This is a genomic window from Micromonospora sp. NPDC050276, from assembly GCF_044459545.1.
In the GTDB taxonomy this organism is placed as follows: Bacteria; Actinomycetota; Actinomycetes; order Mycobacteriales; family Micromonosporaceae; genus Micromonospora.
The window spans coordinates 50,400-69,347 of sequence record NZ_JBITJA010000004.1 but is presented as its reverse complement, the minus strand read 5'-3'; the positions used below and the strand labels follow the sequence as shown (position 1 = coordinate 69,347).

Below are 18,948 nucleotides of genomic sequence, written 5' to 3'. Positions count from 1 at the left end.
AATGCGCGACGACCCGCCTGCCGCCGTCCTGGTTGGACGGTCATAATAAGCCGCATGGTTGCCTGGGAGTACGCCCTGCTCGTCCGCCGCTATCAGGGACAGGGCCGCAATTTTCACGTCTCGTTCGTCTGGTACGCGCCGGACGGGTCCCGCAAGGACATCACCGCCTACGGCGACACCGCCATCGCGCACCTCAACCGCGCCGGCCGGGAGGGGTGGGAGCTGGTCTCCGCCGCCGAGGACGTGAACAACGTCCAGGGCAGCACCGAGGTCCACCGCTACCACCTGAAGCGCCCCATGGCCTGAGCCCGCCGCCCTGGGCCGGCCCCTGCCGCCCGGCCCTCACCCCGCCTGGTCGATCATGGAGTTGTGGTGGTGGACGAAAGTCGTGCACCAGCCCTTATCGGGCACCACAACTCCATGATCGACGAGGGCGGTCTGGCGGGGCGGGTGGGGCGGGTGGGGCGTTCAGCTCAGGTCGATGCCGGGGTAGAGGGGGTGGGCGGCCAACAGGTCGGTGGCCTGGCGGGCGACCTTGTCGGCCAGGTCGGGGTCGAGGGTGTACTTCGCCTTCGACGGGGTGCCGTCGGCATTGGCGCCGGCGGTGGTCTGGGCCAGCACGGTGTGGATGAGCTCCGCGGTCTGGTCCATCTCGGCGGTGCCCAGGCCCCGGGTGGTCAGCGCCGGGGTGCCGATCCGGATGCCGGACGTGTACCAGGCGCCGTTCGGGTCCTGCGGGACCGAGTTGCGGTTGGTGACGATGCCCGAGTCCAGGAGAGCCTGCTCGGCCTGCCGGCCGGTGAGCCCGTAGCCGGACACGTCGATCAGCACCAGGTGGTTGTCGGTGCCGCCGGTGACCAGCTTCGCGCCCCGGCGCAGCAGCCCCTCGGCGAGCGCCTGCGCGTTGTCCACGATCCGCTGCGCGTAGTCGGCGAAGTCGGGGCGGCGGGCCTCCGCGAGCGCGACCGCCTTGGCGGCCATCACGTGCGGCAGCGGACCGCCAAGCACCATCGGGCAGCCCCGGTCCACCTGGTCGGCCAGCTCCGGCTGGCAGAGCACCATGCCGCCACGCGGGCCGCGCAACGACTTGTGCGTGGTGGTCGTGACGATGTGCGCGTGCGGCACCGGGTCGAAGTCGCCGGTGAACACCTTGCCGGCCACCAGGCCCGCGAAGTGCGCCATGTCGACCATGAAGGTGGCGCCGACCGAGTCGGCGATCTCGCGCAGGATCCGGAAGTTCACCTTCCGGGGGTACGCCGAGTAGCCGCCCACCAGGATCAACGGCTTGAACTCGCGGGCCGCCTCGGCCACCCGGTCGTAGTCGATCAGGCCGGTCGCCGGGTCGGTGCCGTAGCTGCGCTGGTCGAACATCTTGCCGGAGATGTTCGGCCGGAAGCCGTGGGTGAGGTGGCCACCGGCGTCCAGCGACATGCCGAGCATCCGCTGGTTGCCCAGCTCACGCCGCAGCGCGAACCAGTCGGCCTCGGTGAGGTCGTTGACCTGACGGACCTGGGCCTTCTTCAGGGCGGGGGACTCCACCCGGTCGGCCAGCACCGCCCAGAACGCCACCAGGTTGGCGTCGATGCCCGAGTGCGGCTGCACGTACGCGTGCGCGGCGCCGAACAGCTCCCGGGCGTGCTCGGCGGCGAGCGCCTCGACGGTGTCGACGTTCTGGCAGCCGGCGTAGAAGCGACGGCCGACGGTGCCCTCGGCGTACTTGTCACTGAACCAGTTGCCCATCGCCAGCAGGGTCGCCGGGGAGGCGTAGTTCTCACTGGCGATCAGCTTGAGCGACTCCCGTTGGTCGGTCAGCTCGGCGCCGATGGCGTCGGCGACCCGCGGCTCGACAGCCCGGATCACCTCGAGGGCACTCCGGAATGCGGTGGACTCGGCGTTGCGGGACATGCGACCTCCAACAGACAAGCGGGAAGGCCCAGGCGCTCGGCAAACGTCCACGTGACGAGGCCGCTCCCCGATGGTTCTCCATCCCCACGCGCCAGTAACGGCCCGGGCCGATCCTACCGGGCCGGAACCGGCCGTTCGGGCCGCCCTCCGGGAGGCGACCCCGCCGACGTGATTGGGCGGTGCGTCGCGGGGCACACGGTAGGTGACCACCGCTCCGTCGAGGGTGCGGCCAGGGTTCGCACAGAAGGAGTCGAGAACATGACCATACCCACCTCCGACCGCCCGCTCGCCCTGGTGACCGGGGCCTCCAGCGGGATCGGGTACGAGCTGGCGGCGCAGTTCCTCGAGCACGGCTTCGACCTGGTCATCGCCGCCGAGGACGACGGCATCGAGCTGGCGGCACAGAAGCTGCGCCGCGACGGCGGCCCGCAGATCTGGTCGGTCCGCGTCGACCTGGCCCGCGAGCAGGGCGTGACTTCGACCGCGCCGACATGGAGGGCACCCGGGTGGGTTGCGGCAAGAAGGACGACCCGGCGCAGGTCGCCGCCCAGGGCTTCGCCGCGATGATGAAGGGTGATCAGACGGTCACCGCCGGTTCGCTGCTGAACAAGGTGCAGACCGCCGCCGGCAAGATCATCCCGGACCAGCTCAAGTCCGAGCAGCACCGCCGGATGGCCGAGCCCGGATCAGGAAACTGACCCCTCGCCCTCGCCCCACCCCCTCGCGATCTTGCACTTTCTGTCGGGACAGAACGTCACGCAATATCGCTAACCAACAACAGAAAGTGCAAGATCGCGGGGGAGGGCGGGGCGGGGGTTAGGCCGTTACTGCGTCGAGCGCCTTCTTAATCGCCTTCGGCGCGGTGGGGGTACGCGGCGCGTCCGCGCGCAGTGCGATCATCTTCTCGCCGATCTCCTGGAGCTGCTTGCGGCCCAGCGCGTCGCGGACCTTGGGGAACCACTCCTGCTCCTCCTCCTCGACGTGGTGCGTGACGTTCTCGATCAGCACGGTCGTCTTGGCGTTGAAGCGCTCGTCCTCGGCGTCCATGCTGGCCAGTTCGGCGCAGAGCACGTCGGCGACGTGGTGTTCCTCGTACGACTCGAGGATGTCGTCCTCCAGGTCGGGCAACAGCCGGCGGACCTCCGGGTACATCACCTCGTTCTCCAGATAGGTGTGCACCGTCAGCGCCTCCAGGATCTGGTCCACCAGCTTCTGCCGCTGGCTCGCCGGCCCCTCCTCGGCGTCCTGGAAGGCCTTGAACAGGCGGCGCATTTCTTTGTGGTCCTCTTTGAGCAGGACGATGGCATCGGTCGACACCGGCATGACCTCCCTGAAAAGTCTCGGCTGGTGTGGTTCCGGTACCCCGAGGCCGCATGCGGAAACAGGTGAAACCGGCTCAGACCATGGCCAGGGTGCGGGGGATCTCGTCGAGCAACTCCCGAGCCAGAAAACCGATCCGGCCGTAGCGGGGGACCAGCCGTTGGCCGCTCACCGAATGCGCGAACGAACCCCAACAGGCGGCCTGCGCCGGGTCGGCGCCCCGGGACAGCAACCCGGCCAGCAATCCGGCGAGCACGTCTCCGCTGCCGGAGGTGCCCAGCCCGGCGTCGCCGCTCTCCTCCCGCCAACCCCGCCCGTCCGGGGCGGCCACGTGCCCGTACAGCGAGACCACCGCCTCGTACCTGGTGGCCAACTCGGCGGCCTCGGCGTCCAGGTCGTCGCCCGGGTCCCGGCCGAGCAGGTGACCGGCCTCGGTGACGTTGGGGGTGAGCACGACGGGCCGGCCCGAGCCGACCAGCAGGTCCGGCGCGTGGCTGAGCGCACCGAGGGCGTACGCGTCGAGCACCAGCGAGGTGTCCGGCCGGGCCGCCTCCAGGACCAGGCCCAGCAGACGGTTGGTCTCGTCGATCGCCTTCAGGCCCGGCCCGATCGCCACCACGTCGGCCTGCCCGACCAGGTCGCCGAGTTGGCCGTCCCGGTCGGCGGCCACCGCGCCGTCGGCGGTCTCCGGCAGACCGACCACCAGCGCCTCGGGCACCTGGATGCTCAGCGCGGCGGCGGTGGACTCGGCGGCGGCGAGCTGGAGCACCCCGGCGCCGGCGCGCAACGCGGCCACCCCGGCGAGCAGCACCGCGCCCGGCGTGAAGCGGGAGCCGCCGACCACCAACACGGTGCCCCGGCTCTCCTTTCCGCCGACCGGCACCGGCAGCGCCCAGTCCCGCAGCAGCCCCGGCGTGATCACCTTCACCTCAGACCGGCTCGGCATGGATCTCGTCCTCCCTGGTCGGCTTGGCGCCCTCCTGGCGCAGGTGGCCGACCTCGTTGAACCCGCCCAGCGTGAGCCGGCCCTGCGCATCGGCGGACCAGTGGGTGATCGAGCAGTTGGCGATGACGTGGTGGCGGGTCAGCGCCATCAGGTCCGGCTCGGTCAGCCCCTCCACCAGGTAGCGCAGCAGAAGGACCAGCGCGTCGTGGCCGAACAGCAGCACCCGCTGGCCCTGGTGGTCCCGGCGGAGGTCGCCGAGGAGCGTGCGCAGCCGCAGCGCCACGTCGGTCCAGGACTCGCCGCCCGGCGGCCGGTAGTAGAACTTGCCCAGCCGGGTACGGCGCTCCGCCTCCTCCGGGAAGCGCCGCTGCACGCCGTGCCCGGTGAGGCCGTCGAGGATGCCCAGCTCCCGGTCGCGCAGCCGCTCGTCCCGGCTCACCGGCACCCCGGTGCCGTGCAGGGCCAGCTCGGCGGTGGAGACCGCCCGCAGGTACGGCGAGACCACCGCCACGTCGGGACGTCGGTCCGCGGGAAGCCCGGCCAGCCAGCGGCCGGTGGCGCGGGCCTGCTCTTCGCCGGTGGGGGAGAGGGGCACGTCGGCGTCACGGTGGTTGAGCCCGATCAGGTCGGCGCCGGACGCCTCCGCCTCGGTCGCCGCGACGTTCGCCGTGCTCTCCCCATGCCGGATGATCCACAAGGTTGCCAGTTCGGCCATGCGCCACCCCCTACCCGGCCCGGCCGGCCGGTAACCGCGGCACCGGCGCGCGCGGGCGCGGGCGTGAACACCGGCCAGCCGGGTAAGCGCGGGCTTCGTCGAGAGCCGACAGGGGAGGTGCGCCATGGCGACCATGGCCAAGGAGCAGATCAGCCCGGTGAAGGACAAGAACTACGACCTGATCCGCGCGCTGCAGATGTCGCTGGAGAACGTGTACCGCATGGACACGTACATCGCCGACGCCGAGCAGCGTGGCGACAGTGAGCTGGCCAACTGGTTCCGCATGATCCAGGACGGCAGCCGGAAGGCGGGTGATCAGGGCAAGCAAATGTTGATGTCACGGATGCAGCAGGAGAAGCGCTGACTGCGGAGGACCCCGCCCGGGCGGAGGCGGATGCCGGTCGGTGACCGGCATCCGCCGGCGCGTACCGCAACCCGCACGGCCGGTCCGGTTCGGGACAGCGCCGCGACAGGTCGATGGTGAACAACGTCCGTCCGGGGCGGCCGGCCGCCCCGAGACGGAGGGGTGGGTCGACGATGACGGTCGTCCGGGGTCTGCGGGAAGCGCTGCTGCTGTTCCTGATCGCCGCCGTCCTGGTCGCGGTCGCCACGGCGGTGTGGGTGGCGGTCGACGGCGGCGACTACACGGACCGCCTGGGCATCTCGCTGATCCTGGCCGGCGTCCTGCTGATCACCTGACCCGGCGACGGCGTCGACCGCCGGCCAGCCCGCTCCGCGCGCCGCGCCCCGCTGGTCTGCGGCCGGTGGCCGCCAGACGCCCGCCGGCGTCGTACCCTCGGGGGCGTGGCCACCGCGGCGGAGGAGATCCAGGTGGGGAAGCGGCTGGTCCGCGTCTCCAGCCCCGACAAGCCGTACTTCCCGGAACGCGGGCTGACCAAGCTGGACGTGGTCCGCTACTTCCTCGCGGTGGGCGACGGCATCCTGCGCGCGCTGCGGGACCGGCCGACGATGCTGGAGCGCTGGCCGCGCGGCGTCTTCGAGGGCGCCACGATCGCGACCCGGCAGACCAACCGGGGTGATGCGTTCTACCAGAAGCGGCTGCCGGCCGGCGCGCCCGAGTGGGTACGGACCGCGCACATCACCTTCCCGAGTGGCCGTACCGCCGACGAGGTCGCGCCGAGCGAGCTGGCCGTCGTCATCTGGGCGGCCAACCTGGGCACCCTGCGTTTCCACCCGTGGCCGGTCACCGCCGCCGACGTGGAGCGCCCCGATCAGTTGCGTATCGACCTGGACCCGATGCCCGGCGTTGGTTTCGAGCAGGTGGTGCCGGTGGCGCACGAGGTGCGGGCGTTCCTCGCCGAGCTGGGCATGACCGGTTACCCGAAGACCACCGGCGGTCGGGGCCTGCACGTCTACCTGTCGATCGAGCCGCGGTGGAGCTTCGGTGAGTGCCGTCGGGCGGTGCTCGCGCTGGGCCGGGAGATGCAGCGCCGGCTGCCGGACCTGGTCACCACGACCTGGTGGCGCGAGCAGCGGGACCGGCCGGTCTTCGTCGACTACAACCAGATGGCCCGGGACCACACGGTGACCTCGGCGTACTCGATCCGGCCGACGCCGGCCGCGCTGGTCTCCGCGCCGCTGGACTGGTCGGAGCTGGACCAGGTCCGCCCGGAGGACTTCGACGTGCTCAGCATGCCGGCCCGCTTCGCCGAGCGCGGCGACCCGCACGCCGGCCTGGACGGCGACCGGCACTCGCTGGAACCGCTACTGGAGCTGGCCGATCGCGACGGGCTGGAGGCCCCGCCGGAGCGCTGAGCCGCTGCGGTCACGCCCAGGGGCTGCCGGCCCCGTCGAACTCCTCGAAGACCAGCCAGGTGCGGGTGGACAGCACCCCGGGAATGCTCTGCACCCGGCCCAGCACCACGTCGCGCAGCGCGGCGTTGTCCGGCGCGCGCACCAGCGCGAGGACGTCGTGGTCGCCACCGAGCAGCGCGGCGTGTTCGATGTAGCGCACCTGGGCCAGCTCGGCCGACACCTCCCGCCAGGTGTTCTGCTCGATGGTCAGCGCGATGTACGCCGAGGTGCCCAGCCCGGCAGCCTCGGGCGCCACCTGGGCGTGGAACCCGGTGATCACCCCGTCGCGGATCAGTCGCTCCACCCGCGCGTACGCGTTGGTGCGGGAGATGTGGATGCGTTCGGCGAGGGTGCGCACCGACGTCCGACCGTCGCGGACCAGCTCGTCGAGGATCCGCCGGTCCACCTCGTCCAGGCCTCGGGCCGATCGTCCCGATCCCGCGCCCCGGTGCGCTTCGTCGGCGGTCTCCTGGCTCACCGATGTGCCCTCCGCATGCCAACCGTCCCGCCTTCCGTGTCGATCTTGAGTCAATCATCCACAAGCGGAAGCATAGGCTCACCACACGTCCCAGGAGGTTCCGCCGTGACGACCACTCCCCAGGCGGTCCGCAGGGCATCCCCGCGCACCCGTCGAGCGGTCACCCCGCCCGACCCGGCGCGCTCGTTGCTACCGGACGCCGAGCCGGTCCGCCTGCTCGCCGAGAACGGCACGCCGCTGCCCGCCCGCACCGACTATCCCGAGCCCCCCGTCGAGGTGCTGCGCGAGCTGTACCGCCGGATGGTGCTCGGCCGCCGCTTCGACACCCAGGCGACCGCCCTGACCAAGCAGGGCCGGCTCGCCGTCTACCCATCCTCGCGGGGCCAGGAGGCGTGCCAGGTCGGCGCGGTGCTCGCGGTCCGCGACACCGACTGGGTCTTCCCCACCTACCGTGAGTCGACGGCGCTGGTTGCCCGGGGCATCGATCCGGTCGAGGTGCTCACCCTGCTGCGCGGAGACTGGCACTGCGGCTACGACCCGAACCAGGTACGCACCGCGCCGCAGTGCACCCCGCTCGCCACCCAGTGCGTGCACGCCGCCGGGCTGGCGCACGGCGAGGCGTACCAGGGCCGAGACACCGTGGCGCTGGCCTTCATCGGCGACGGCGCCACCAGCGAGGGCGACTTCCACGAGGGGATCAACTTCGCCGCCGTGTTCAAGGCGCCGGTGGTCTACTTCGTGCAGAACAACCGGTACGCGATCAGCGTCCCGCTCTCGCGGCAGACCGCCGCGCCGTCGCTGGCCTACAAGGGCGTCGGCTACGGCGTACCCAGCGAGCAGGTCGACGGCAACGACCCGGTCGCGGTGCTCGCCGTGCTCACCCGCGCGGTCGCGCACGCCCGTGCGGGCAAGGGGCCGTTCCTGGTGGAGGCGCACACCTACCGGATGGAGCCGCACACCAACGCCGACGACGCCAGTCGCTACCGCGACGGCGCCGAGGTCGACGCCTGGCGGGACCGGGACCCGGTCGCCCGGCTGGAGACCTACCTGCGGGCCCGTGGAGTGCTCGACGACGCGGCGGTCGCCGAGATCGCCGAGCAGGCCGAGGCGTACGCGGCGGACCTGCGGACCCGGATGAACGAGCAGCCGACGGTCGACCCGCTGAGCCTCTTCGACCACGTCTACGCCGAGCCCACCCCGCAGCTGATCGAACAGCGCGAGCAGGTCCGCGCCGAGCTGGCCGCTGCCCGCGACGAGGAGGGTGACGCCTGATGGCCACCACCATGGCGAAGGCGCTCAACACCGCGCTGGCCGACGCGCTCGCCGCCGACGACCGCGTCGTCGTCTTCGGTGAGGACGTCGGCGCGCTCGGCGGCGTCTTCCGGATCACCGACGGCCTGCAGGCCCGCTTCGGCGAGACCCGCTGCTTCGACACCCCCCTCGCCGAGGCCGGCATCGTCGGCTTCGCCGTCGGCCTGGCCATGTCCGGTCTGCGGCCGGTGGTCGAGATGCAGTTCGACGCGTTCGCCTACCCGGCGTTCGAGCAGATCGCCTCGCACGTGGCGAAGCTGCGCAACCGCACCCGGGGCGCGCTGAGCGTGCCGATCGTCATCCGCGTGCCCTACGCCGGCGGGATCGGCGGGGTCGAGCACCACTGCGACTCGTCCGAGGCGTACTACGCGCACACCCCGGGTCTGAAGGTGGTCACGCCGGCGACCGTCGACGACGCGTACTCGCTGCTGCGGGAGGCGATTGACGACCCCGACCCGGTGGTCTTCATGGAGCCCAAGAAGCTCTACTTCGCCAGCGCCGACGCGTCGCTGCCCACCCGCACCGCGCCGTTCGGCCGGGCCGTCGTGCGCCGGCCGGGACGCGACGCCACCCTGGTGGCGTACGGGCCGGCGGTGCCGGTCGCGCTGGAGGCCGCCGAGGCCGCCCGCGAGGAGGGGTGGGACCTGGAGGTCGTCGACGTGCGCACCATCGTGCCGTTCGACGACGCCACCATCACCGCCTCGGTCCGGCGTACCGGCCGGTGCGTGGTGATCCAGGAGGCCCCCGGCTTCGCCGGGGTCGGCGCGGAGATCGCCGCCCGGGTGCAGGAGCGCTGCTTCCACGCGCTGCACGCTCCGGTGCTGCGGGTCGCCGGGCTGGACATCCCGTACCCGGCGCCGATGCTGGAGCACACCCACCTGCCCGGCGTGGACCGGGTGCTCGACGCGGTGGCCCGCCTGCAGTGGGATGACCAGCCGGACGCGCGTTGGGCGGCGGCATGACCACCGTCGAACGGACGCAGGTCTTCCTCCTGCCCGACCTGGGCGAGGGGCTGAGCGAGGCCGAGATCGTCGAGTGGCGGGTCGCCGTGGGCGACATCGTCACGGTCGACCAGAGCGTGGTGGAGGTGGAGACCGCCAAGGCCGTCGTCGACGTGCCCTGCCCGTACGCCGGCCGGGTGGTCACCCTGCACGGCGCGGCCGGTGAGGTACGTCCGGTCGGCCAGCCATTGATCACCATCGCGCCGCTGGACGGCGGCGACGAGCCCGCCGGGCACGCCACCTACCGCGAGGAGGAGCGGGCCGGCTCCGGCAACGTGTTGATCGGCTACGGCACCGGGCACGGCGGCGGCACCCGCCGTCGACGCCGAACGCGCCTGGCCCTGGCCCCCGAGCCGGCCGATGCTCCGCGCGCCGGCGCGGGCCCGACTCGCGTGGCCGCCGGCGCCGCCGCGACCGCAGGCGGTGGCCCGGCTGGCGGCGCGGCCACCCCGACCGCCCTGGTCATCTCGCCGATCGTGCGGCGACTGGCCCGCGAGCGCGGCGTCGACCTCGGCACGGTGCAGGGCACCGGGCCCGGCGGCGTGATCCGCCGCGCCGACGTGGAGGGCGCGCCGACCGTGCCCGCCGCCCGGCTCGCGGCCGTGCCGGACCCGCAGGTCACGCCGAGCCCGGTCGGGGACGGCGACGTGATCGTCCCGCTCACCGGTGTGCGCAAGGTGATCGCTGACAAGCTCTCCCGCAGCCGGCGGGAGATCCCGGAGGTGACCATCTGGGTCGACGTGGACGCCACCGGGCTGCTGGAGACCCGGGCCGCGATCAACGCGGCGACGCCCGACGCGCCGGTGAGCATCCTGGCCCTGTTGGCCCGGATCTGCCTCAGCGGACTGCGCCGGTTCCCGCAGCTCAACGCCCGGGTCGACACCGAGGCGCAGCGGATCGTCCAGTCCGCCGGTGTGCACCTGGGCATCGCCGCGCAGACCGACCGGGGTCTGCTGGTCCCGGTGCTGCGCGACGCCCAGCGGCTCACCACCGCGGAGCTGGCCGCCGAGCTGGCGGCGACCACCGCCGCCGCGCGGGCCGGCAGCCTGCCGCCGGCCCGGCTGACCGGCGGCACCTTCACGCTGAACAACTACGGGGTGTTCGGCGTCGACGGCTCCACCCCGATCATCAACCACCCCGAGGCGGCCCTGCTCGGGGTCGGCCGGATCGTGGACAAGCCGTGGGTGGTCGACGGGCAGCTCGCCGTCCGCAAGGTGACCCAGCTCAGCCTCACCTTCGACCACCGGGTCTGCGACGGCGGGGTGGCCGGCGGCTTCCTGCGGCACGTCGCCGACTGCGTGGAGCGCCCGGCGCTGCTGATCGCCGCCGTCTGACGCGTACCCCCCGGCCCCGGCGCTGCCCCCGCGGCGCCGGGGCCGACGCACGCCCGGGGTTTCCCGGCGGTGTGATCGGGAAGTCGGCCCCGCCGGAGCGCACCGGCCGCGTCGAAGGGAGCCGGCCCGTGGCGAGCGAGCTGCTGTTGAATTCCGTCCGGGTACGACGGCCCGCCTCGGCCGGCGCGCCGCTCTACTGCGACGCGCTGGAGTACGGGCTGACCGGTGACGGCTCGACCAACGACCAGCCGGCGCTGGCCGCCCTCGTGGACCGCCTCGGCGCCGGGTACGCCTCGGACGGGCGGGCCCGGGTCATCTACTGCCCGCCCGGGATCTACTCGATCCGGGACGCGGGCACGGTGTGGCGCAGCGGCGTGTCGTTGATCGGGGCCGGCCCGGCGGCGACCCGGTTCATGCTCAGCAACGAGGGCAACCGGGCCGACCCGACCCCGCTGGCCTTCTGGACCACCGTGCAGCACGGCGCCGACCGGGACCGGCACATCGCCGACTGCACCTTCGCCGACTTCCAGATCGACGGCTCCGGCGTCGCGATGGCCGAGTACAACTACCTGGCCAAGGGCCTCGGCCTCCAGTACGTGGTGCGGGGCGTCTTCCGCAACCTCTACATCCACCACACCGCCGCCACCGGGCTGGGCTGCGACTTCCTGCAGGACTCGCTGATCGACGGCGTGGTGGTGGTCGGCTGTGGCCGACTGGACAACGGCGAGCAGATGGGCGGCGCCGGCATCGGGATCGGCATCGGCGGCTGGGGAGCGATGGAGCGGCTGACCATCGCCAACTGCACCGCCCTGGCCAACGGCACCAACGGGATCTTCCTGGAGTTGCAGAAGGACTACTGGCCGCCACCGCGCGGCTACCGCATCGTCGGCTGCCACAGTCAGGGCAACCGGTTCGGTATTTCCGACTGGGGCGCCGACGGCCTGATCGTCTCCGCCTGCACGATCACCGGCAACCTGGAGACCGGGTTCGACGTGTCGGCGCAGGGCACCTCGTCGGTGGCCGGTCGGGGTGGGCTGCTCACCGACTGCGTCATCGACGGCAACATGTGCGACGGGGTCAGCATCGGCAACAGCCCCGGCCCGTACACCGTGCGGGGCAACCGGATCAGCGACAACGGTCGGCACGGCTACCACGCGCACGACCTCGGGCGCGGGTACCGGGGCGCGATCCGGGACGTGGTGATCGAGAGCAACGAGCTCTGGGGCAACGGGCTGGACGCGATCCGCATCGACCACCAGATGACCGACGCGGTGCTGCTCAACAACCGGATCCGCAACAACGGACGGCAGTACGGCGAGGCCGCCGGCGGCGCGGGCGACGCCGTCCGCTACAGCGAGCGGTGCCTGGTGGACCGGTCGGCCAACTGGCCGCACGACGGGCACCGGGGCAAGGTCCTGCGGGTCGGCCGAACCGTTGCCATGGTGGCCTCCAACACCGGCGACGAACTCACCCTCGCCCCGGTCCGCCCGGACGCGTTCAGCGCCTGGAGCGGGGACGTGCCGTCGCCGGGACGCGCCTACGAGCTGGCCGCCGCACCCCAACGGCGGGCCGGCATCACCATCGACGCGCCGTTCGACTCGGCCACCATCCGCGGTAACCGGATCTGGGACAACCACGACGACCAGACCCAGACGCACGGACTGTGGATCACCGGACGGGGCAGTTGCGTGGACTGCCGGGTCGAGGACAACGACCTGGCCGGCAACGCCGTCGAGGGGATGCGACTGGACACCCCGCCGGTCGGTGGCCGCTGGCGGGACAACCACGTGGACAGCGACTGGAGCTGACCGCCCCCCGGGGTAGCGCAACGACGAGCGGCGGCGGCCGGAGTGCTCCGGCCGCCGCCACTGTCTGGGGTTGAGCTGGTCAGCCGGCCAGACCGGCCACCGGGGTCGGGTCCAGCACGACCGTCGCCGAGCCGGACTGCGGGGGTACGCCCGGGTCGGTCGGCGCGTCGGTGTACTCCGCCACGAACACCGCGGTCAGGTTGTCCGCGCCGCTGTGCCCACCGTCCACGAAGGTGGGAATGGTGCCGGAGCAACCCGTCGCCGTGGAGAGCGGGTGCCCGTGCTCATCGTGCCCGAGCACGTAGGTGACCTTCACCCGGGAGCAGTCCACCGGCAGATCGTCGGTGACCTTCACCTCGTACGCGACCGTCTGCCCGAACTGGAACGGCTGCCCGGCCACCGGAGCGACGAACTCGACGAGCGGTGCGGTCGGCCCGACCACCAGCGGCAGCGAGGCCGCGGCGGACCGTCCGGTGCGGTCGGTCACCTTCAGCGTCGGCGTGTACGAGCCGTTCTCCGGGAACGTCCAACTCGCGTTCGCGGCGGTGCTGTCCACCGAGCCGTCCGCGTTGAAGTCCCACGCGTAGCTCAGCTTGTCACCGTCCGGGTCGGTCGTGCCGGCGCTGGAGAACGCGACGGTCAGCGGGGCCTGCCCGACGGTCGGGGTGCCGCTGATCTTCGGGATCGGCGTCCGGTTGCCCCGGACGAAGTCGATCCGGGACAGCTGCGCGTCCGGGTTCTCGGCGAAGTAACCGTCGCCGTACTCCAGCACGTAGAGCGCGCCGTCCGGGCCGAACTCCATGTCCATCGGGTTGTCCACCACCAGGGACGGCACCACCGACCGGATGTCCTGCACGTCCCCGTCCTCGTCGAGGCGGAACTCCTTGATGTAGTCCCGGGTCCACTCGTAGAACAGCGGCACCCCGTCGTAGTACGCCGGCCACCGGGTCCGCGACGTGCTGGTTCCGTCGTACTGGTACGCCGGGCCACCCATCGGGCCGATACCGCCGGTGCCCAGCTGCGGGAACTCACCCGAGGCGGCGGACGGGTACCAGACCTCCGGCTGCTCGACCGGCGGCAGCTGCCGCTTGCCGGTGTTGTGCGGCGACTCGTTGACCGGGCGCTTGCAGTTGAACTTGGCTCCGGACTCGCCGGTGGCGAAGTCGTAGTCGCGGTAGGCGATCGTCGGCGTCACGCAGTACGGCCAGCCGTAGTTCGCCGGCTTGTCGATGCGCATCCACCGACCGTGCCCGGCCGGACCGCGCTCCGGGTTCGGGTTGGCGGCGTCCGGGGAGTAGTCGCCCAGGTACACGTCGTCGGTACGCCGGTCGACGGCGAACCGGAACGCGTTGCGCAGCCCCATCGCGTAGATCTCCGGACGGGTTTGGGCGGTGCCCGGCTTGAACAGGTTGCCGGCCGGCACCGTGTAGCCGCCACCGGCCTTCACCTTGATCCGCAGCAGCTTGCCGCGCAGGTCGTTGGTGTTGGCCGAGGTGCGCTGGGCGTCGTACGCCGGGTTGCGGTTCGCCCGCTCGTCGATCGGGATGTAGCCGTCGGAGGCGAACGGGTTGGTGTCGTCACCGGTCGACAGGTACAGGTTGCCCTTGCTGTCGAAGTCGATCTGCCCGCCGACGTGGCAGCAGATGCCCCGATCGGTGGGTACGTCGATGATCTGCTGCTCGCTGGCGAGGTTCAGTTTCATCCCGTCCAGCTTGAACCGGGACAGCCGCAGCGCGCCCTTGAACCGCTGCCAGTCCGCCTCGGTGCCGGTCTCCGGCGCGTCCCCCTCGTTGACGTCGGGGGTGGCGGGGTCGTCCACCGGCGTGTTCATCGGCGGCGAGTAGTAGAGGTAGACCCACTTGTTCTGGGCGAAATTCGGGTCGATGGCGACGCCCTGCAACCCCTCCTCGTCGTGCTCGTACACCGGGATGTCGGCGGCGAGGGTGTTCAGCCCGGTGCGGGGGTCGTGGATGCGGACCTCACCGGTGCGGGAGGTGTGCAGCACCCGCAGGTCGGGCAGGACGGCGAGGCTCATCGGCTCGCCCGGGAAGTCGTTCAGTGTCACTTTCTGGAAGCTGCTGTCCGGCGGCGCGGCCGGCGCTGCGGCCGCTGCCGACGGTGGTACGACCAGGCTGGCCGTCACCAGCAGCAGGGCGGACGCGAATGCGGTCCTGTTCATCAGGTGTGTCCCCCGAGGTGGTTTCAGTACCGAAGTGAAGCGAGATAGTCGAAGCCGACGCGAGCGGTGTCCAGGGCGTCGGCGGGGGAGCGTGGCGGGGTGCCCGCGTCGTCACGCTCCACGATGTACTCCTCGATGCCGGCCTCCCGCTCGTGGGCGAAGATCCGGCCGAAGTCGATGACGCCGTCGCCGAGGTCGGCGAAACCGCCCTCGACGTCGAGGTCCTTGACGTGCACCTGGCGGATCCGGCCGCGGTTGGCCCGGATAACGTCAACCGGGTCGTGGGCGCCCCGCCAGGTCCAGTAGAGGTCGAGTTCGAAGTGGACCAGCCGGGGATCGGTCTGGGCGCTGAGGATGTCGAACCCGGTCGAGCCGCCGGTCAGCGGCACGAACTCGAGCTGGTGGTTGTGGTAGCCGAACTCCAGCCCCGCGCGTTCGGCGAGCCGACCGGCGCGATTCAGGTCCCGAGCGAGGGCCCGGTAGACGGCAGGGTCCCGGATCGGCTGACCGCTCGCGTCCCGACCGAAGTACGGGTGGACGATCTTCTTGCAGCCCACCACGTGGGCGTCGGCGAGGGCCTGCTCCCAGGTGGCGGCGTCGAACGGCTGCGGGATCCCGACGTGCCCGGAGGTGGAACGCAGCCCGGCCTCGTCCAGCGCGGCCCGGAACTGCGCGGCGGTGCGGCCGACGAAACCGGCGTGCTCCACCCGCCGATAGCCGATCCGGCGCAGCGCGTCCAGGGTGCCGGGCAGGTCGGCGGCGAGTTGGTCGCGCAGCGTGTAGAGCTGGATGCTGATCCGATCCACCGGCACCCGCCGGCGGCGCTGGGACTGCGCCGAGGGTGCGGCGGTGGCCGGGCCGGCGAGCAGACCGGCGGCACCGACGGCGGCGGCGGAGACGGTCGCGGCGCGCAGCACGCCACGCCGGCTGACCGGCTCGGACGCCGGTGTCCGCCCCGGTCGGTTGAGTTGTTGATCCATGGTGGTGGTCCCTTCCTGACGGCTGGTACGCCGTCGGCGGCGGTCGACCTGACTGCCGTCTGCCGGGCGCGCCGAACCGGCCGGAGGCGGGCTCCGGCTGGACGGTGAGGGACGGCGCTCGGGTGCGGCCCGGACCCATCGGGAGCGGAATGCGGCGACCCGGCAGAGGTGGCGGCAAGTTGATCGACGAATGGGCAACCCTCTATCTAGATCGTGACCCTACCCTTGCCCCCTGGCGAAGGCAAAGCTTCGTCGCGTTCGCCAGAAGTTTCGCTTCACCTGACAAAAGTTCGCCCACGACGTGCGTCACCCGCCGAGACCTCCTACTTCTGCCCCGCGCCCGCGTGTCGGCTGATCCACTCGGCTTCCTGGAAACCGGGGTATCCGGCGCCTCTCGATACCCCGGTTTCAGTGACACCGAGTCGATCACGAACGGTCCTGCCGGTCCGCTTCGCCTCAGGCCGTGCCGTGCCAGAGCTCACCATTCGGACAGACGATGTCGCGTCCGCTGAAGCGGGGCAAAGCGCAGACAGTGGCCCGTCGGGCTCCTGTTCCGGCCAAGAAGAACATTGTCGGAAAACGCGTCGATAAATGCGCCGCCGATTATTTCTAAAAGGCGCGAATGGCTCTCGGGGGCAGGCAAGAATGTGAGCGGAGGGAAGCCGAAAACGGGGGGACTGAACATGACGTCTAGGCGGCGACTGACGCTGTTGGCGGTAACCATCGCAGCCGCACCACTCGTCCTGGGTGGGTGCACCGCCGACCGGGAGTCGGCGACCGGCTCGGCCAAGAAGCATGCCGCCGCGCCGGAACTCGCCGTGACGCCGGGGGACAAGGCCCGCGACGTCCCGGTCAGCGCCGAGGTGGGCACCGTGGTCAAGGGTGGACGGGTCACTGACGTACGCCTCACCGACGACAAGGGCAAGCAGGTCAAGGCCGAGCCGCGCGAGGATGGCTCCGGGTGGGTGCCGAGCGCGCCGCTGCAACCACGGCGGACCTACACCGCCGAGGTGACCGCGACCGGTGACTCCGGTGCCACCACCACCCGCACCACCACGTTCACCACCATGGCCAAATCGACCAAGCCGCAGATCACCAGCACCTTGTATTTCAACGGTAATCGGACGTACGGCACGGCAATGCCGGTAACGGTGGCGTTCGACCCGGGAATTCCGAAAGAGGCCAGAGCGGATGTGCAACGGCGGTTGTTCGTAAAGACGAATCCACCGCAGCCGGGCACCTGGTCGTGGCTTGAGGATGGCAGCCAGGTCTATTACCGGGCGCCCGATTTTTGGAAGCCGGGGACCACCATCAGCGTTCGGGCCGGCCTGGAGGGTCTGCCGATCGGAAAGGACAAGGTCGGCGATGCCGAGCGGAGCGCGACCTCCACGATCGGGCGGCAGGTCTCGCTGGAGATCGACAACGCCACCAAGCAGATGACGGTGCTGCGCGACGGCAAGCAGATCCGCCGGATCCCGGTCAGCCTCGGCAAGCCGAGCACGCCCAGCTCCAGCGGCAAGATGGTGATCATGGAGAAGCACGAGCGGACCACCTTCGACACCCGGGGTGAGCCGAACGGCGGCTATGTGGTCGACGTCGACGACGCCCAGCGATACACCTGGGGTGGGGAGTTCATCCACTCCGCCCCCTGGTCGGAGGGGGACCAGGGCAACACCAACGTCTCGCACGGCTGCGCGAACGTCTCCGCCACCGCGGCCGACTGGCTGATGGGGGTGACGCAGGTCGGTGACCTGGTGACCGTCAAGGGCACCGAGGTGGAGCTGCAACCGGGCAACGGGTGGACCGCCTGGAACGTGAGCTGGGACGAGTTCGTTAGGGGCAGCGCCCTGCCGGTGCCGCCCGGGCTCAAGCCGGCACCGGTCGCCCCGGCGCATCCGGGAGCGGTGGCCGGCGGGTCGCCCGCCCCGGCTCCCTCGGTCAGCGGCCGCTGAGAGACCGCCTGCGGCACGACCGGGCCGGCCCGCCACGACGGCGGACCGGCCCGGTCGTCGCCCGGTCAGTGACCGGCGCGACACCCCATCCCGGCCATCACGCCAGGGGTACGCGGGCCACCCCGGGCCCGGTCAGACTGCCCAGCCAGAGCTGGTCGTCGTGCTGGCGTGCCCCGGTGATCATCGAGTAGTGCCCGTTCGGGCCGTGCAGCGTCCGGCGGACCCCGCCCGTGCCGTCGACCAGCGCGACCAGCCCGTAGCGGCGTGGTTGCGGCTGCATCGCGTCGGGCAGCAGGGCCGCGATCTGGCGCAGCCGTGGATGGGGCAGCAGCCGCTCGGCGATCGGCACCCGCGGGCTGGGCAACGCGATCCAGTACGTCCCGTCACCCACCGAGGCGAGATTGTCCGGGTACGCCGGCAGGTCGGCGAGAACCCGCACTCCGCCGGCCAGTTCGACGCGTAGCAGGCGGTGGGTGCTGGTCTCCACGAGCAGCAGCGCCGACTCGTCCGGGGTCAGCGCGATCCCGTTGGGGAAGTACAGCCCGTCGGCCACGATCTCGGTCCGGCCGCTGCCCGGATGGTGGGCCAGCACCCGCCCGTTCGGGCGGTGCTCCAGCAGGTCCCGCTTCCAGTGCGAGACCGGGAAACGGTCGGAGCTGTCGGTGAAGTAGATGGTGCCGTCGCGCCCCACCGTCGCGTTGTTGGCCAGGTGCACCGGCGGTGCCGTCCCGGTCAGTTCGCGTACCGCGCCGTCGGGTGTGACCCGCAGCAACCCGCGGTACGCGTCGCAGACCACCAGGGCCTCGCCGGACGGGTCCAGTTCGATGCCGAGCGGACGGCCACCGGTCTCGGCCAGCAGTTGCGGTCTGGTGCCGGCCGGCGCGTCGACCGGCCACCACCAGAGCCGACCGTCCTCGTCGCCGCTGATCACCCGCCCGGTGCCGTCGACCAGCACGTCCTCCGGGCCGACGGCGCCCTGGGGGAGGGGCAGCAAATCGGCCTCGTCGAGCCGTCGGTCGGTGGGGGCCCACGGCCCGGCCAGCGCCGGCGGGCTGGTCGCCGGCTCGCGGACGGGACGGATCAGCCGGGGCGGCCGGGGCCGGGGGATCAGCATCGGCCTATTCTCCACCGGCGGTGTCGGCCGACTCCGAATCCTCGCCCGCGCGGCGTGCCGGCGTCCGTGCGCGGCACCGGATCGGCGGCG

19 protein-coding genes and 1 riboswitch are annotated in these 18,948 nt (G+C 71.8%); of the genes, 11 read left to right on the top strand and 8 right to left on the bottom strand.

Going from position 1 to position 18,948, the window contains the following annotated elements:
• The first annotated feature begins 45 nt into the window (after positions 1-45).
• The gene (locus ACIBF8_RS09245) at positions 46-306 is read left to right on the top strand and encodes a hypothetical protein (protein WP_091397680.1); all 261 of its coding nucleotides are present in this window, start codon (positions 46-48) and stop codon (positions 304-306) included.
• Between the two features lie 162 nt (positions 307-468).
• Here the strand turns inward: ACIBF8_RS09245 and ACIBF8_RS09240 are convergent, their stop codons facing one another.
• On the bottom strand, positions 469-1,905 hold the full coding sequence (locus tag ACIBF8_RS09240) for a glycine hydroxymethyltransferase (protein ID WP_396781868.1): 1,437 nt from the start codon (positions 1,903-1,905) through the stop codon (positions 469-471).
• 19 nt (positions 1,906-1,924) lie between these two features.
• Positions 1,925-2,014, bottom strand: a riboswitch (ZMP/ZTP riboswitch).
• Positions 2,015-2,163: 149 nt separating this feature from the next.
• On the opposite strand from ACIBF8_RS09240, the gene ACIBF8_RS09235 reads away from it, so the two are divergent.
• Together ACIBF8_RS09235 and ACIBF8_RS09230 are read left to right on the top strand one after the other, a co-directional pair.
• Positions 2,164-2,472, top strand: coding sequence for an SDR family NAD(P)-dependent oxidoreductase (locus ACIBF8_RS09235; RefSeq protein ID WP_396781866.1), 309 nt, complete (start codon positions 2,164-2,166; stop codon positions 2,470-2,472).
• Positions 2,469-2,603, top strand: coding sequence for a hypothetical protein (locus tag ACIBF8_RS09230; RefSeq protein WP_396781864.1), 135 nt, complete (start codon positions 2,469-2,471; stop codon positions 2,601-2,603). Before ACIBF8_RS09235 ends, ACIBF8_RS09230 begins: the two co-directional genes overlap by 4 nt.
• Positions 2,604-2,721: 118 nt before the next feature.
• Here ACIBF8_RS09230 and ACIBF8_RS09225 read toward each other — a convergent pair whose 3' ends face one another.
• The 3 genes from ACIBF8_RS09225 to ACIBF8_RS09215 form a co-directional block, all read right to left on the bottom strand.
• Positions 2,722-3,222: a hemerythrin domain-containing protein gene (locus tag ACIBF8_RS09225; protein WP_396781862.1), complete on the bottom strand. Its 501-nt coding sequence runs from the start codon at positions 3,220-3,222 to the stop codon at positions 2,722-2,724.
• 79 nt (positions 3,223-3,301) lie between these two features.
• Positions 3,302-4,171, bottom strand: a complete 870-nt coding sequence (locus tag ACIBF8_RS09220; protein ID WP_396781861.1) for an NAD(P)H-hydrate dehydratase — start codon at positions 4,169-4,171, stop codon at positions 3,302-3,304.
• On the bottom strand, positions 4,155-4,886 hold the full coding sequence (locus ACIBF8_RS09215) for a histidine phosphatase family protein (protein ID WP_396781860.1): 732 nt from the start codon (positions 4,884-4,886) through the stop codon (positions 4,155-4,157). Before ACIBF8_RS09215 ends, ACIBF8_RS09220 begins: the two co-directional genes overlap by 17 nt.
• A gap of 124 nt (positions 4,887-5,010) precedes the next feature.
• Between ACIBF8_RS09215 and ACIBF8_RS09210 the strand changes: the two genes are divergently transcribed.
• From ACIBF8_RS09210 to ACIBF8_RS09200, 3 genes are all read left to right on the top strand, one after another.
• Positions 5,011-5,250, top strand: coding sequence for a hypothetical protein (locus tag ACIBF8_RS09210; protein WP_396781859.1), 240 nt, complete (start codon positions 5,011-5,013; stop codon positions 5,248-5,250).
• 173 nt (positions 5,251-5,423) lie between these two features.
• Complete coding sequence (locus ACIBF8_RS09205) at positions 5,424-5,585, top strand: hypothetical protein (protein ID WP_396781858.1); 162 nt, start codon at positions 5,424-5,426, stop codon at positions 5,583-5,585.
• Between the two features lie 105 nt (positions 5,586-5,690).
• Positions 5,691-6,662, top strand: a complete 972-nt coding sequence (locus tag ACIBF8_RS09200; RefSeq protein ID WP_396781856.1) for a DNA polymerase domain-containing protein — start codon at positions 5,691-5,693, stop codon at positions 6,660-6,662.
• A gap of 10 nt (positions 6,663-6,672) precedes the next feature.
• On the opposite strand, the gene ACIBF8_RS09195 is transcribed toward ACIBF8_RS09200, so the two are convergent.
• A complete protein-coding gene (locus ACIBF8_RS09195) occupies positions 6,673-7,107 on the bottom strand; it encodes an Lrp/AsnC family transcriptional regulator (RefSeq protein WP_396782461.1) in 435 nt (144 codons plus the stop codon).
• A gap of 177 nt (positions 7,108-7,284) precedes the next feature.
• Between ACIBF8_RS09195 and pdhA the strand changes: the two genes are divergently transcribed.
• The 4 genes from pdhA to ACIBF8_RS09175 all read left to right on the top strand — a co-directional run bounded on the left by pdhA (position 7,285) and on the right by ACIBF8_RS09175 (position 12,633).
• On the top strand, positions 7,285-8,451 hold the full coding sequence (gene pdhA / locus ACIBF8_RS09190; protein ID WP_396781855.1) for a pyruvate dehydrogenase (acetyl-transferring) E1 component subunit alpha: 1,167 nt from the start codon (positions 7,285-7,287) through the stop codon (positions 8,449-8,451).
• The gene (locus ACIBF8_RS09185) at positions 8,448-9,452 is read left to right on the top strand and encodes an alpha-ketoacid dehydrogenase subunit beta (protein ID WP_396782459.1); all 1,005 of its coding nucleotides are present in this window, start codon (positions 8,448-8,450) and stop codon (positions 9,450-9,452) included. Before pdhA ends, ACIBF8_RS09185 begins: the two co-directional genes overlap by 4 nt.
• A complete protein-coding gene (locus ACIBF8_RS09180) occupies positions 9,437-10,825 on the top strand; it encodes a dihydrolipoamide acetyltransferase family protein (RefSeq protein ID WP_396781853.1) in 1,389 nt (462 codons plus the stop codon). Before ACIBF8_RS09185 ends, ACIBF8_RS09180 begins: the two co-directional genes overlap by 16 nt.
• 128 nt (positions 10,826-10,953) lie before the next feature.
• Positions 10,954-12,633 carry a right-handed parallel beta-helix repeat-containing protein gene (locus ACIBF8_RS09175; protein WP_396781851.1) on the top strand — a complete coding sequence of 560 codons (1,680 nt, stop codon included), beginning with the start codon at positions 10,954-10,956 and terminating at the stop codon, positions 12,631-12,633.
• 79 nt (positions 12,634-12,712) lie between these two features.
• Here the strand turns inward: ACIBF8_RS09175 and ACIBF8_RS09170 are convergent, their stop codons facing one another.
• Both ACIBF8_RS09170 and ACIBF8_RS09165 read right to left on the bottom strand, forming a co-directional pair.
• Positions 12,713-14,812 carry a PQQ-dependent sugar dehydrogenase gene (locus ACIBF8_RS09170; RefSeq protein ID WP_396781850.1) on the bottom strand — a complete coding sequence of 700 codons (2,100 nt, stop codon included), beginning with the start codon at positions 14,810-14,812 and terminating at the stop codon, positions 12,713-12,715.
• Positions 14,813-14,835: 23 nt separating this feature from the next.
• Positions 14,836-15,792, bottom strand: a complete 957-nt coding sequence (locus tag ACIBF8_RS09165) for a sugar phosphate isomerase/epimerase family protein (RefSeq protein WP_396781849.1) — start codon at positions 15,790-15,792, stop codon at positions 14,836-14,838.
• Between the two features lie 683 nt (positions 15,793-16,475).
• Between ACIBF8_RS09165 and ACIBF8_RS09160 the strand changes: the two genes are divergently transcribed.
• Positions 16,476-17,744 (top strand): Ig-like domain-containing protein, encoded by a 1,269-nt coding sequence (locus ACIBF8_RS09160; RefSeq protein WP_396781847.1) that lies wholly within the window; start codon positions 16,476-16,478, stop codon positions 17,742-17,744.
• A gap of 97 nt (positions 17,745-17,841) precedes the next feature.
• Here ACIBF8_RS09160 and ACIBF8_RS09155 read toward each other — a convergent pair whose 3' ends face one another.
• Positions 17,842-18,858: an SMP-30/gluconolactonase/LRE family protein gene (locus tag ACIBF8_RS09155; RefSeq protein ID WP_396781845.1), complete on the bottom strand. Its 1,017-nt coding sequence runs from the start codon at positions 18,856-18,858 to the stop codon at positions 17,842-17,844.
• Positions 18,859-18,948 lie beyond the last annotated feature (90 nt).